This window comes from Streptococcus fermentans, assembly GCF_040888305.1.
GTDB lineage: Bacteria > Bacillota > Bacilli > Lactobacillales > Streptococcaceae > Streptococcus > Streptococcus fermentans.
Genome location: NZ_JBFNFG010000006.1, coordinates 38864 through 53196, shown reverse-complemented (window position 1 = coordinate 53196; position 14333 = coordinate 38864). Strand labels below are relative to the sequence as shown.

Annotated in this window: 17 protein-coding genes; all 17 read right to left on the bottom strand. The window is 41.3% G+C overall.

Going from position 1 to position 14333, the window contains the following annotated elements:
- Nucleotides 1-7: 7 nt before the first annotated feature.
- The 17 genes from AB2B50_RS06720 to infB all read right to left on the bottom strand — a co-directional run bounded on the left by AB2B50_RS06720 (nt 8) and on the right by infB (nt 14321).
- Nucleotides 8-445, bottom strand: coding sequence for a PTS sugar transporter subunit IIA (locus AB2B50_RS06720; protein WP_214262372.1), 438 nt, complete (start codon nt 443-445; stop codon nt 8-10).
- 138 nt (nt 446-583) lie between these two features.
- Nucleotides 584-1882 carry an extracellular solute-binding protein gene (locus AB2B50_RS06715; protein ID WP_320692801.1) on the bottom strand — a complete coding sequence of 433 codons (1299 nt, stop codon included), beginning with the start codon at nt 1880-1882 and terminating at the stop codon, nt 584-586.
- A complete protein-coding gene (locus tag AB2B50_RS06710) occupies nt 1879-2562 on the bottom strand; it encodes a response regulator transcription factor (protein ID WP_006147185.1) in 684 nt (227 codons plus the stop codon). The genes AB2B50_RS06715 and AB2B50_RS06710 overlap by 4 nt, the downstream gene beginning before the upstream one ends.
- 6 nt (nt 2563-2568) lie before the next feature.
- A complete protein-coding gene (locus AB2B50_RS06705; protein WP_061862695.1) occupies nt 2569-3885 on the bottom strand; it encodes a sensor histidine kinase in 1317 nt (438 codons plus the stop codon).
- Nucleotides 3885-4868: a substrate-binding domain-containing protein gene (locus tag AB2B50_RS06700; protein ID WP_061862694.1), complete on the bottom strand. Its 984-nt coding sequence runs from the start codon at nt 4866-4868 to the stop codon at nt 3885-3887. Before AB2B50_RS06700 ends, AB2B50_RS06705 begins: the two co-directional genes overlap by 1 nt.
- Nucleotides 4869-5056: 188 nt before the next feature.
- Nucleotides 5057-5452 (bottom strand): single-stranded DNA-binding protein, encoded by a 396-nt coding sequence (locus tag AB2B50_RS06695; protein WP_000282453.1) that lies wholly within the window; start codon nt 5450-5452, stop codon nt 5057-5059.
- Between the two features lie 75 nt (nt 5453-5527).
- Complete coding sequence (locus tag AB2B50_RS06690) at nt 5528-6289, bottom strand: SDR family NAD(P)-dependent oxidoreductase (RefSeq protein WP_320692802.1); 762 nt, start codon at nt 6287-6289, stop codon at nt 5528-5530.
- Between the two features lie 42 nt (nt 6290-6331).
- Complete coding sequence (gene ytpR, locus AB2B50_RS06685) at nt 6332-6958, bottom strand: YtpR family tRNA-binding protein (protein ID WP_320692803.1); 627 nt, start codon at nt 6956-6958, stop codon at nt 6332-6334.
- A 13-nt stretch (nt 6959-6971) separates the two neighbouring features.
- Complete coding sequence (locus tag AB2B50_RS06680; protein ID WP_320692804.1) at nt 6972-7289, bottom strand: thioredoxin family protein; 318 nt, start codon at nt 7287-7289, stop codon at nt 6972-6974.
- Nucleotides 7286-7576 (bottom strand): DUF4651 domain-containing protein, encoded by a 291-nt coding sequence (locus AB2B50_RS06675; RefSeq protein WP_049527035.1) that lies wholly within the window; start codon nt 7574-7576, stop codon nt 7286-7288. The genes AB2B50_RS06680 and AB2B50_RS06675 overlap by 4 nt, the downstream gene beginning before the upstream one ends.
- A gap of 76 nt (nt 7577-7652) precedes the next feature.
- Nucleotides 7653-7907 carry a DUF1912 family protein gene (locus tag AB2B50_RS06670; RefSeq protein WP_320692805.1) on the bottom strand — a complete coding sequence of 85 codons (255 nt, stop codon included), beginning with the start codon at nt 7905-7907 and terminating at the stop codon, nt 7653-7655.
- Nucleotides 7908-7916: 9 nt separating this feature from the next.
- Nucleotides 7917-9251 carry a DUF438 domain-containing protein gene (locus AB2B50_RS06665; protein ID WP_316108847.1) on the bottom strand — a complete coding sequence of 445 codons (1335 nt, stop codon included), beginning with the start codon at nt 9249-9251 and terminating at the stop codon, nt 7917-7919.
- Nucleotides 9251-9484 (bottom strand): DUF1858 domain-containing protein, encoded by a 234-nt coding sequence (locus AB2B50_RS06660; protein ID WP_000368732.1) that lies wholly within the window; start codon nt 9482-9484, stop codon nt 9251-9253. The genes AB2B50_RS06665 and AB2B50_RS06660 overlap by 1 nt, the downstream gene beginning before the upstream one ends.
- 321 nt (nt 9485-9805) lie before the next feature.
- Nucleotides 9806-9988 carry a hypothetical protein gene (locus AB2B50_RS06655; protein WP_045763661.1) on the bottom strand — a complete coding sequence of 61 codons (183 nt, stop codon included), beginning with the start codon at nt 9986-9988 and terminating at the stop codon, nt 9806-9808.
- Between the two features lies 1 nt (nt 9989).
- A complete protein-coding gene (locus AB2B50_RS06650) occupies nt 9990-10769 on the bottom strand; it encodes a hypothetical protein (RefSeq protein ID WP_320692806.1) in 780 nt (259 codons plus the stop codon).
- Nucleotides 10770-11076: 307 nt separating this feature from the next.
- Nucleotides 11077-11427, bottom strand: coding sequence for a 30S ribosome-binding factor RbfA (rbfA, locus tag AB2B50_RS06645; protein ID WP_001273596.1), 351 nt, complete (start codon nt 11425-11427; stop codon nt 11077-11079).
- Nucleotides 11428-11594: 167 nt separating this feature from the next.
- Nucleotides 11595-14321 (bottom strand): translation initiation factor IF-2, encoded by a 2727-nt coding sequence (infB, locus tag AB2B50_RS06640; protein ID WP_320692807.1) that lies wholly within the window; start codon nt 14319-14321, stop codon nt 11595-11597.
- Nucleotides 14322-14333: the final 12 nt, after the last annotated feature.

The following is a 14333-nucleotide window of genomic DNA, read 5'->3' as shown; positions in this document are numbered from 1 at the left end:
CTCCCTATTAAATATCGTCATCATCTTCTTCAGCACTAGTGGCTGAAACTTCAAAAGGTTGTAGTGCAGATTGTGCTTCTGATAAGATAGTTGCTGACAAATCGTCTCCATCCAACACATCCTTCATCACAACTGCTGTCAGGGCCATGGTCAGGTTCATCCCACCAAGAATCAAAGCTCCATCTAGCTTTCCAGCTTCTTCTAGGACAGTGGCTGCCGTAGTTAATGGACTACCACCTACAATATCTGCTAAGACTAGCACAGAATCATCTGCTGTCAATTCTGAAATGCTCTCTCTAAAATCAACTGCAAAGTCATCGACCGATTTTCCTTCTTTAAGTCCAACTGCGATGACCTGATTCATCTTGTCACCAGCAAACATAGCTAGCGATGTTTTTAGTCCTTCTGCCAATCCACCATGACTGACTAAAATGAGATATTTCATTTTGCTACACCTCCTTTATTTGACTCTATTGTAGAATATTTGGAAGCGTTTTTACATTGTCAAATGTCACATTATAAACATGACATTTAGCAACAAAAAAATGACATCTGTCACTTGACACAATGTCATCTTATTTTTTTAAACTCCTACCTGAAGACTACTTTCAATTTCCCTCTGAATTTGAGGCAAGCGGTTCTCGACATCTTGATAGCGCAAAGCATTGCCAATCAAGTAGTCCAGCTTTTCCAACATTTCTTTAGAGACATTCTTGGGACTACTTTCAACAGCTTGTTCCATGATACGATTCAAGGTCTGATTGGTCAAGGAATCCGTGCCAAAATCATCTACCTGTAGAAGATCTTTACTAGATTGACTTTGTACCACCTGTGGCATAACGGAAATCCCTTGAGATTGAGCAAAGAGGAGTTGTTGAATTTCTGGATCTTCTGTCAACAATTGCATCAATTCCCAAACTAACTTGGAATGAGGAGTCCGAGCAGACATGGCAAAAGAAGTCGTCGTAACCAAAGTCGCCTTTGTAGTTTTTGACTTAGCAGGCATAGGGATACAGGTCCAGGTAAAGTTTGAATATTTATAAACGTGGTAAGGATAAGGTTTATAGGTTCTATATTGAGCCAAAGTCATGGGATAAAAAGCGACTTTCCCCTGGTCAAAATCTTTGTAACTCACCTTGTAGTTCTTATTCAGGTCTTCCAATTTTTGCAGAAAAGTCAATGATTCTTTGACTTCTGGAGCCGTAAGTTTAAGCATCCCACCTTGAAAGAGACTACCCCCATTTGCTGCCAAAGCTTCTTTCCAGGTATATTCTGTACTCCCAAACTGATCCAATTGACCATCTCCATTGGTATCTTTGGTTAGTTTTTTACAAATTGTATAGAACTCTTCCAAGCTCCAACCTTCCTTGGGAACCTCAATGCCTTCTTTATCCAGCAAATCTTTATTGACACACATCAAAATAGGATTACTTTCATAAGGTAAGGCATAGGATTGCCCCTGATAGACACCTGATTCAAATGCAACAGGATAAAAAGCAGCTTGGTCTTCATGATTCATATAGCCATTTAACTTTTCTAGAACGCCACGTGCCGCCAATAAGGACAGATCTTGCTCAGAAACCATAAACACATCCGGCGTCTTTCCTGAAACAATCTTTTCTGAGAGCCAGTCTGAATAATCCGACTGTGGAATCCCATTTTCATATTCCACACGGACATTAGGATGGGACTTTTCAAATTTTTGAATCGCAAGATCCAAAGCATGGGAGCGTTGACTGGTCGGTACATCCCAACTAGATCCTGCATAAACGCCTATATGGAGCACGATCGGTTGTTGTTTCCACCAATAAAAACCAGTACTCAAAGAGAGCACAAAAAGGAGAACGATTCCCCAACAAAGATGCTTTCGGTTTAATTTCATTCCGTATTTCCTTTTGAAAAATCGCGTCTAGTCACTCCTGTTTGAACTGACCAAATTGCTAATTGCGTTCGATCTCTTAGGTTTAATTTCGCCAAAATCGTTGATAAGTAATTGCGCACAGTTCCTTCTGACAAGAAAAGTTTGGCAGCAATTTCTTTGTTTGACTCGCCATAGCCGACTTCTTGAATAATTCGCCATTCTGTCGTGCTCAAATCCTTGACGTTGTCCTCATCCACAGCAATAGAGAAATTCGATTTGGCCATTTGAGAGAAGATCTGAAAGACCTTACTTGCGATATTGGGATTGATCATAGCTCCACCTTGATGCACCACCTTAATAGCCTCATAGAGCTCTTCTGTAGAGGCTCCCTTTAAGAGATATCCTGAAGCACCATACTTGAGTGCACTATAGATAAATTCATCATCGTCAAAAGTTGTTAAAATAATAATTTTGATATCCGGATAGTGTTCTTTTACTTCTTTTGTAGCCAAAACCCCATCCATGCCTGGCATCCGAATATCCATCAGGATCAGATCAGGATGCGTCTGTGGAATACTGGACAAGACATGATTCCCATCTTCCACTGTAGCTACTACTTCGATGTCGGAGTGAGCCGACAAAATAATTTTCAAAGATTCTCGAATCAAGGCTTGGTCATCTGCCACCATTACTTTAATCACCATATCTTATCTCCCTTCTTTATATTTTGGTAAACTGACACGTGTGAAAAATCCATCGCGACTTTCAAATTGAAGCTGACCTCCTAGAATTGAAATACGCTCCATCATCTGTTTGAGTCCATAACCATAAGTTAAGGTTTTAAACCCAACTCCATTATCTTGCAAAGCGATCAAATAATTCTCTTTATCCTCAAAAAAATGGAGTTTTAGTTGGCTGGCGTGACCGTGGCGAACCGCATTGGTCATAGACTCTTGAATCACACGAAAGATCGTATCTTCAATCATGACATCCATATCGACATCTACCCATTCATAGTTTAGATCAACTTGTAAGTTGGAAAGAATTTGATACTCGCGGATGGTCTTTTCTAAAGCATCTTTGAGAGTTCGTCCCTCAAGGGCTCCCGGACGAAGACGATTAAGAGAACCTCTCACATCTTGGATTCCTTCACGGACCACTTCTGATACGTTTTTCACCTGCTCTTTTGCCCGATTTGGATCGATATCGATCAAGACCCCAACAGCATCTAAACCTGCTGAGATGCCTGTTAGTGCGTGCCCCAGAGTATCATGAATCTCACGAGCAATCCGCTTACGCTCCCGATCCTCTGCAATCTTCTCAGACAAGGCCATATAATTGTTCAACTCCGTATTAACCTTGGACACCATGGCCAATTCTTCCTCTACTTCGTGGTTCTCCGCAAGGACGTTCATAATATAAAACAAAAGTGAAATAATGAAGAATACCATATTCGAGGCATAAAGGGAATTCTTTAAGAAAAAGGCCAGAATGCGAATAGATTCAGGATAAAAATGAATATAGACATCTAAGGACGGAATCGGGAAGAAAAGCGAAAAGACATCTGAATTTGTCACAAGGAGCATCAAGAAGCTCACTAGGATAAAGGCAAACCAATACTTCCGATCTCTCTTGGTATTCAACTCTTTGGAACCATAGAAGATATCCGCAAAAACCAAGAGAATGAGCCCGTTATAAGCTACATTTTGAACCCACATCAGAAGCAGCATCAGGAGAATCTCCAGAATATTCCTCTTATCAAAAATAGACCATCGACTCGTTTGAGGCAGATATCGACTCATCGATATCAAAGCAATCCCAGCAAACAAAACTGCAGACAACCAAAAAGTCGTAGATGGAGCAAAGGGAATACGCTCTAGACGCTCTAATAATAGAGAGGCTTGGCGTTGAGCTATGATATAGTTGGTTGCTTGAAGATAGATGATACTGTTTAGCATAACAGCGATAAAATTGACGACCATAAGAATGGCCAAACTGTATCGAACACCTCTAAACTTTCTCATTACTGCCACCCATTCACATCAAACTGATCAATGTTTTCCTTTGTCATCATTTCAACTGGAATGCTCACCTCTTTGGTATAGCTCTTCCCTTCAACAATATCTTGAATAACCTCCATCACGCGGTCTCCCATCTTCAAAGGGGACTGAGCAACGGTCCCCACAACATCATCCGTCGAGTGCAACAAAGATTTCATATCTGGTGAACCATCGATTCCATAAATCGCAACGGGGTAAGTTATTCCTTGCTCCTTAATTGCAGCCAGAGCTCCTATAGCTGAGCGATCATTTAAGGCAACCAAGGTATCAATTTCAACCCCTGATTGTAAAAAATTCTGGACAGCCGGCATGGCGATTTCCGTTTGCCCCTTGGTTTCCAGTTCCGATACAATCTGATAAGAACTGTGCCCCTCAATAGTGTCTTTAAAGCCCTGAATCCGCGTATCTGCTGAAACAGTCCCCTTATGTTCCAAAAGGAGGACCCGAGCACTAGAAGAACGTTTCATCAACTCTTTAGCAATCAATACTCCCGCTTGGTAGTTATCGGATACAATACTTGCATCTGGCTTAAAATTCTTCAGTTGGGTATCGACCGCAATGATTTTAATTCCTTGTTTTCTAGCTTTTTCAAGAGCAGTTAAAATTGACTGGCTATCCCCCTTGACCGGATTGATCACTATCATATCAACTTTTTGAGCACAAAAATCATCAATCTGTTGGCTCTGTCTTTCTTCGTCCAATTCTGGATCTCGGACATAAACAAGAGCTCCTCTTTCATCGGCAATTCGACTAATTTCCGAATGAATACTTTTATAGAACCCATTGTTCATGGTCATATAGGTGACACCAATTTTAGTCTGATCCTTGATGCCACTTGTTTGACAACGGCCGAAAACCCATAAGAGAACACAGACCACTGGAATCAGCAGTAATAGACGCTTTATCAGCCATTTCAACAATTCTATTTTCTCTTTATTTTTCGTCAAATTTCATTCCTTTTCTGAAAATTTTGAATATATATTACTTTATTCTACTACTTTTTCAAAAAAAGTGCTTGATTTTATTGTACAAGTGCATTTATTTGACCTATTTAAGAATTAATTTCCGAACAATAGCACAAAAATAATAGAAAAAGCTGGTCTATAGGCGAACCAGCTCTTCTATTTGATTGATATTAAAATGGAAGTTCCTCTTCTTCCAAGACCAAATCTGCTAAGTCTTGTCCTGCATTATTTTCACGCATAGCACGTTGGGCACGGCTTTCTAAGAGTTGGAAACCTGTACAGAGAACTTCTGTTACATAGTTGGTCTGGCCATTCTTCTCAAACTTACGGGTACGAAGTTCCCCATCCACAGAAATGAGACTACCCTTGCTTCCATAACTAGCCAAGGTTTCAGCAAGTTTGCCCCAGACTACAATATTAATGAAGTCAGCTTCACGTTCCCCATTTTGATCTTTATAACGGCGATTCACTGCGATAGTTGCTCGTGCAACAGACTTATCATTGTTGGTTTTGTGCAACTCTGGTGTAGACGTCAAACGTCCGATCATAATAACTTTATTATACATTTTTTCATCCTCCTACTTATCTATTCGAAGGAAAAAGAAAAAAGTTACAAAATTTGTAACTTTTTTAAAATAATGTTAGTCTCTATGAATCATAAATCCAGTTGCTTGTTGATTGGCCATGATGGTCATATCTGTGATTTGCACACGACGAGGTTGGCTGGTCACATAAACCACAGCATCTGCGATATCTTGTGCCTGCAAGGCTTCGAGTCCCTGATAGACCGTCGACGCCCGTTCCTCATCTCCATGGAAACGGACCTTAGAAAAGTCAGTCTCTACAATACCAGGCTGAATGGTTGTCACCTTGATATCAGTCGCAATGGTATCAATCCGTAGTCCATTCGAAAAGGTCTTGACTGCAGCCTTGGTTGCTGAATAGACTGCTGCACCAGCGTAGGCGTAAATACCTGCGGTTGAACCCATATTAATGATATGACCTTGATTTGCAGTCACCATAGAAGGCAAGAGACAACGAGTGACTGCCATCAAGCCCTTGACATTGGTATCCAGCATGGTCAGCATATCCAACTCTTCATAGTCCTGATAGGGAGCTAAGCCTAAAGCAAGTCCAGCGTTATTGACCAATATATCAATCTGACCCACAGTTTTTAGAATATCTGAACAGACAGTCTTAACCATGCTCATATCCGTAACATCTAAAAGAAAGGTCCAAACTTTTTGATTTGGAAAAGCTTCTGCGAACTCAGTTTTGAGAGCTTCAAGTCTTTCTCTTCGACGCCCTGTGAGAACGATATTCTCACCTTTTTCTAGATAGGCACGCGCAATAGCTTCACCAATACCTGATGTTGCACCTGTTATCACAACATTTTTTGCCATCTTATTTTCCCTCAAGCGAACAGCATAGATAACTGTTACGGATTAAGCTGTCCAGTGTTTTGCTGGATCGAACGGAGTCCCAACAACTTGGTCGTCTGACAGTTCAATGACACCACGTTTTTGTGGAGCATTTGGCAAATGCAATTCACGAGGACTACACATCATCCCAAAGCTCTTTTCCCCACGAAGTTCCCCTGGGAAAATGAGATTGCCTTTTGGCATCATAGCTCCTGGAAGAGCTACAATGGTTTTTAAACCAAGACGCGCATTTGGAGCACCTGCCACGATTTGCACTGTCTTTTCATTTCCAACAGCAACTTGACAGATGTTCAAGTGATCACTATCTGGATGTGCCACCATCTCTACAATTTCTCCAACCACAAATTTCGGTTCCTTGTCATTGATAATCTCTTCGGTAAAATCTTGAGCTTGCAATTCTTGGTTCAAACGAGCTACTTGGTCGTCTGTCAAGAATACTTGGCCACGTTCCTCAATTTCGAATAAGCTAGAAACTTCAAAAATATTCCAAGCAACAGTTTCACCTGTTTCCTTCAGGAAAACACGCGCCACATTGCCTTTACGTTCAACATCTAGTTTAGCATCGCCACTGTTTTTCACGATGACCATAAGGACATCACCGACATGTTCTTTGTTATATGTAAAAATCATTCTTTCTTTTCTCCTATTTTAATCCTGCTAAAAAGTCGTTAATTTGTGCCTTGGTTTTACGGTCACGATTGACAAAGCGTCCAATCTCCTTGTCCTTGTCTAAAACAACAAGACTTGGAATTCCGTAAACATCCCAAAGTTTGGCTAAGTCCATGTACTCATCACGGTCTACTCGTATAAAGGTAAACTCTGGATTGGTCTCTTCAATCTCTGGCAGAGCTGGATAGATATAGCGACAATCGCCACACCAATCCGCAACAAAAAGGAGGACCTTCTTGCCATCCTGTTCTACTAGATTTGCTAATTCTTCTATACTCTTAGGAGAAATCATAAGACTTCCTCCTCGTAGATGAGATCTTCATCTTCGTAGACAAAGGTATAGTGACGACCATCTTCAAAAATAACACCACCAACAAGACGTTCTAAGCTACTTTCGTACACTTGGACATAGAGAGTTCCAATCTCACCCATTTCTGAAAAGTAGTCTCGCACAATAGCTGTCAACTCTTCCTGGTTCTTCATGAGTTTGTGATCATCAGCGACTTTCTTAGCACCAAAAGCAAGAGCTCCAAGCCCTACCACGACTAAACCTGTTTTAATAATATTTTTCGTTTTCATGCTAACATTGTAACACAAAAAGGCTCAAGGAACAATGAAAAAGGGAGTCCCACTCCCCTTTACCAATATTGAAAACTTAATAGTTTCTCTCACCAAATAAACCTTCTGGTAAATCATGGAAATCCTTGCCTGCCTTAAAATTTTCAAATTTGCCTAGCAAGAACTGGTAGGCATCCAAGCGGCTTTCATAGCGAATCATGGCATCTTTAGCACGCTCATCTTGGTCTTCTTCATAGACTTTTTGGCTTTCCTTGAGCGCCATATCATTAATCATGATCTGGGTATTGACCCAGGCTTCAAATTCCTTCATAAATTCTTGTTCGTAACTCATTTTTTCTCCTTATTCTAATCCACGGAAATAGTCTGTATCAATCTCACGGTAAGGCTGGATATCCTGAACATACTCCAATACACCTTGAAATTCTCCATTTTCATCGTGTACTGCAGCATAGGTGATATGGACAAACTTACCTCGTGACTCGGAATTGAACCACATCTCGTACTTGTCCTTGACCCCGTCACGAAGACCTTTCATAATGGTCTTTACCTTATCAAGGTACTTGGGCGGATGACATAGTTCAACATTGCGCCCGACTTGAGACGGTGTCCGCTTGAAAATCATCTCATCCGCTGGTGTATTGTTATTATAATACTGGAAGATATCATCCTTATTAACAAAGGTAATCTCCATAGGCAGGTGATTAAGGATAAGATTTGCCTGCTCAACTGAGAGATAGCCATTGCCAAAGGCCTGTTGGCTATTGCGATCTAGCACCGTTTCCTTTTCCTTAGGTGTAAAAGTGATGGTAAACTGCCCTTCTGGCGTATCGATAACCTTCTGAACTTGGCCTTCTACAGTTTCTGGCTGACTTGGTTCTTCTACACTTTTCTTCTCACCAAAGCTTTTACGTTCAGGTACCCATTTCTCAGATGGTCGGATGATAGCATAGCCATAAGCATCACTTTCCTCAGCAATCTGAATCCAATCATCCTGGGTAAAGGATTCTAGTAGAATCATGAGGAGGATAGATTCTTCCTTGAAAATCATACTCTCAAATTCAGTCGCAAAAGCTTCAAAAGTTTCCTTTACAATGCTAATGGACACTTCTGGCAATGACTTGGTTGACGCTAAAGCTGTTTGAAAGAGTTCCCTGATCTGGTCATCCACTCCCCACATAACTTTTGGTGGCGAATCATGTCCGTAACGCTCCATAATAGGAAAGAAGAGCTCTTCCTTGCGCTGGTAGTGACGGTCAAATTGACCTACAAGTCCCATCTGCCGAACCAAACCCTTACGCATCTCCGCAAGCATTTCCTCGTCTTCCATAGACTCATATGTATCTAATAATCTACGAACACGAATCAAGGCAGCACGAAGGGCTAGATTTTCATCTTTAAAAACACGGACAGGATGACCTGGATGCTCGGTATCTTCAACTTCTACGCCCTTAACAGCATTTTTAAAAAGATTGGCATGGACATCACAGAGCTCCATGACATCTTCAAAGGTTACGCCTGAGTCAGAGTTCATCAACTCGTGCTCCATAAGGGAAATCTCAATAGCAGATACACCTGTAAAGGTTGCATCAAAGCGCTCCTGAACGGATTCAGGGGAGGCTCCATTATGTAATTCTAATAAAATATCCCGTAGGACATGAATTCGTTCATCTGCCATTAGTCTAATCCAATCACTTCGTAACCATTTGCTTCCAGTGTGCGTACAATCTTGTCCATAGGAGTTCCCTCCAGCTTAGACCCCTGTTTGAGCGATACTTTTCGTCCGACTGTATTTCGCATCAAGGGATTTGCAAGAGGTTTAAAACCAAGTTCTACTAGGATATCCAAAACTTCTGGATGCTTGTCCACCACTTCAGCAACAGGAATAGATACATCAATGATATTGTCCATCATAACCTCCATCATTTTCTCTAACAGTTTTTTCTTTTTTATTATACCACAAGGGCAAAGATTAAAAAACTAGCAGTAGAAGACTTGCTAGTTTATTTCGTATCACTTCATTATTTCTAATTATATAGACTCTTCCTAGTAAAACCTCAAAGTCTTATCCTTACCATGATCATCAGAGAAGTTTGAAAAACCAATCTATGATCTTGAAAAGAATCTTATAGAACAGTAATTGGAAGGCGAAAGAGATTAGAAACCAGAGAATTTTTATCAAACCAACAATTGGTGTTATAAAAAGAAGAGTAAAGAACCTCCAAAAAGATTTCATTCTTTATCCTCCGGCTTCATCAACCAAGTGGCTGTATCCATAAGCTTATCTACGAGAACTAATTTCGCCAAACTAACTACTGTGTTTTCATCTTTTTTTATGGTTTCTGCAACTTTTAAAGCTTGCCTTGTAAGAAGATAATTACCGTAGGTTTTGGCCAGTACTGTTATGATCCCCATGTCATTCTCCTTCGATGATTTCAACCTCTTTTTGGATAGTGGCAACATCTCTTTGATATTGTGCTTCATCGTAGTTAATCAATTTGGACAATTCTTTTTGCAATCTTTCTCCCATGGGTTTCATGGTCGCAAAAGTTAAGCCACCTGATAGGACTCCACCTAAGATAGGAATAACTTTTCCCATCCCCTTAGCCAATCCTCCCTTGGTCAGATTCACTCCAAAGATTTTCAGAACTTTTTCCAAAATTGGATACCAAAGAGTCTTTGTCAAAGCCTTTTTGTTTACAATTTTCATCACTTGCTTAGCAACTGTAACACCACCAGAACGAAGTAGAGCGCCCGCACCATTTACTCCCAACATCACTCCCAGATAGAGCAAAAGGGTATTTTTAGCTTCTTCGCTCAGCTCATTTCGCGAAGCCCAGAGATCATCATAGCCGTAAATATAGCCTAGCTCCTGGGCTAGTTTTAATGAAAATGCGTAAAACTGGGCTACATCTGTCGGAATGGTAACTGCCATGGCAATACCTCCAGGTAAACCTGCCAAAACAGATGTCCCACTTGCCAGTAAAACATTATCTTTAATACAGGCATTGGCCACTCGATCTAAGGTTTCCTGAGGTAATAAAGCTGTCGGCCCTTCTTCCAATAATCTAGGAATATCCTTTGAAGCCACTTTCTTAGAGAATTTATCCATTAAAAATTTTGACCGGTTCACTTTGACGACAGGAAGTTTTACTACCTGTTGCAACACTTGCATCGCCACATCTTCTTTAGCCATCTCTATCTCCGTTTTTCATTCGTATCAAGCTTTATCTTATCATATTTATGGAATAAATGATATTTTCAAGATTTATTTTATTGATTTCTACTCATCTAATCTGACTAGACAATGACCTACTTATAGACACAAAAAAAGAGGGTTTCCCCTCTTTCTTATACTCAATGAAAATCAAAGAACAAACTAGGAAGCTAGCCGTAGGTTGCTCAAAACAGTGTTTTGAGGTTGTGGATAGAACTGACGAAGTCAGTAACCATACCTACGGTAAGGCGACGCTGACGTTGTTTGAAGAGATTTTCGAAGAGTATTAATTTTTATCCAGATTGCGTAGCATCTCGTCAATCTTGTTTCCATATTCGATGGATTCGTCTTTGACGAAGGTCAAATCTGGAATTTTGTACAATTTCAAATTGCGACCAAGTTCACGTTTGATAGTTCCGGTTGCTTTTTCAAGCCCGACTTGAGCTTTTTGATTATCTGAGGCAAGATTACTCAAAATAGTGTAGTAAACCTTGGCCATTGATAAATCACCTAGCATCTGAACATCAGTGATAGTCACACCTTGGACACGCGGATCGCGGACTTTCTTTTGCAAAATCTCATTGACTTCGCGCTTGATTTCCATGCCCACACGGTCAGTACGGAAATGATTTGCCATGCTTTTTCCTTTCTCTCAATTGAACCAAAAGCTAGGCCAGCAGACCTAGCTTTGTCTAGTAGATAGAGGAACTAGAGCCATTTGAATCTAGGAAACAAGCCATAGATAGAACTAAGGGTTCATCAAGGCGTTGTTGACGACGAGTCAAATCGGCTATCGTTTCTCTATTATCTCTTGATTTCTTCCATGATATAAGCTTCAATCACATCATCCATCTTGATATCATTGTAGCCGTCAATCATGAGACCACCTTCACGGCCGTTTGTAACTTCTTTAACGTCATCTTTATAGTGTTTCAAGCTAGCTAGGGCACCATCGTAAATAACGACACCGTCACGGATAACACGGACTTTAGAATCACGGGTAACTTTACCGCTGGTAACCATAAATCCACCGATTGTTCCCACTTTAGATACCTTGAAGGTTTCGCGGATGATCGCTTCACCAATAACTTTTTCTTTAAATTCTGGGTCAAGCATCCCTTTCATGGCTTCTTCCATCTCTTCGATAACCTTGTAGATGATGCTGTGGAGACGGATTTCTACATCGTCAGCTTCTGCTTGTTGACGAGCTTGTGGTGTAGGGCGTACGTTGAAACCAACGATAAAGGCATTTGAAGCTTCGGCAAGAGTCACATCAGATTCATTGATAGCACCTACTGCTGAGTGAACAATAGTTACTTTAACACCTTCCACATCAATCTTTTGAAGTGATGCAGAGAGAGCTTCAACAGAACCTTGTACGTCGGCTTTGATGATGACGTTAACAGACTTGAGTTCTCCTGCTTTAAGGGTATCAAAGAGGTTTTCAAGGCTGACACGTTGAGTAGCTTGACGTTGCTTCATAAGAGCACGTTTAGCACGTTCTTCACCAGCTGCACGGGCAGATTTTTCATCTTCGTAAACGGCAAAGTGGTCACCTGCCATTGGCGCTTCGTTCAAACCTGTGATCGATACTGGTGTTGATGGGCCTGCAACCTTAACACGACGTCCGAGGTCGTTGGTCATAGCACGGACACGTCCAAAAGTATTTCCGACAACGATTGGATCTTGGACATTCAAAGTACCTTGTTGAACAAGAAGGGTTGCGACCGCACCTTTTCCTTTATCCAAACGAGCTTCGATAACAGTACCGATGGCACGAACTGTTGGATCAGCTTTGAGCTCTTGAATTTCAGCCACAAGTAGAACAGTTTCCAAGAGTTCATCGATATTTTGGTTGAACTTGGCTGAGATTTCTACGAACTCAGAATCTCCACCCCAAGCTGTTGACATAACACCATGTTCAGCCAATTCACCGATCACACGTTCTGGGTTAGCACCTGGTTTATCGATTTTGTTGATAGCTACGATGATTGGAACATTAGCCGCTTTTGAGTGGTTGATGGCTTCGATAGTCTGAGGCATTACCCCGTCATCTGCCGCTACGACCAAGATGGTAATATCGGTAACAGAAGCACCACGCGCACGCATAGAAGTAAAGGCCGCGTGTCCTGGTGTATCAAGGAAGGTAATCTTCTTACCATTTTCTTCGATCTGATAAGCACCGATATGCTGAGTGATACCACCGGCTTCTCCCGTAGCAACACGAGAATTACGAAGGGTATCCAAAAGGGTTGTTTTACCATGGTCAACGTGTCCCATGATGGTAACAACTGGTGGACGCTCTACAAGTTCATCTTCATTGAGATAACCATCTTCAGCAAAGAAACGTTCAATATCAGCATTGTCCACTTCAACCTTTTGTTTAGCTTCAATACCGTAATCTACCATGAGGAGTTCGATTGTTTCACCGTCCAAGGACTGGTTTTGTGTCGCCATCACACCCATCATGAAGAGTTTCTTAACAATCTCAGCTGGTTCGCGTTTGATACGTTTTGCGATTTCCGCGACGGTCATACCATCTGTATATTCAAATTCTGTTGGCAATTCATGGAACTTACGCTCTGTAACAGGTTTTGGTGCCTGACTACGGTTGTTTTGCTTATTGCCTTTTTTATTCTTTTTGTTATTGTTCCAGTTACTATTTCTTTGATTTCTCACTTGATTTTGACTACTTCGATTCTTTTGTTGTTTTCTAGGACCATCTTCTTCGTGATCGTAATCATCACGATCTTTGTCTGGTCGGGCTTGTTTCTTACGACGTGTATCCACTACAGGTTCTTTAGCTGCAGGAGCTACTTCAACCACTGGTTGAACTTGCTGTACTTGTTCAGCCAATTTAGCAGCTTCTTCAAAGATTTCCTCAGGTTCCTTGCGTTTGTTTGCTTGAGCCAAGGCTTCTTTGGCAGCTTGAGACTGCTTGAAGCGTTCCTCACTTGAACGAGCATATTCTGCATTTTGCTCTGCTTTTAGAGCAGCTGCACGGGCTTTGAAGTCAATGCGTGGGCCAGCCTGATTTGGACGTTTGTCCTCTTGCTGACGGCGATCATTCCCACGATTTTGCTGACCTTGTTGTTTTTTACCTTGATCATTGAATCGACGGTTGTCGCGATTACCTTGACCTTGTTTACCACCGTTACGGTTATCATTTTTTTGACGATTCCCATTTTGTTGATGGTCACGGTTATTACCCTTATTTTGCTTGCGTCGTTCAGCCTGCTCTTTTGCACGTGCTTCACGCTCAGCCTTAAAGTTTCGACTCTGCGGTTTTGCTGGTGCCACTTTTTCTTCTTTAGGGGCAACAGTTGCTGCTGGTTTTGCCTCTTCCTTAGTGACAACTGGCTTTGGAGCAGGAGCAGGTTTAAAACTTGCTACAATTTTTGAAGCAGCTGCTTCCTCCACACTTGATGAGTGGCTTTTCACATCCAAGCCCAACTCTTTTGCACGCGCTACAACTTCCTTACTTTCTTTTCCAAGTTCTTTTGCGATTTCGTACAATCTTTTCTTAGACAAATCATGTCCTCC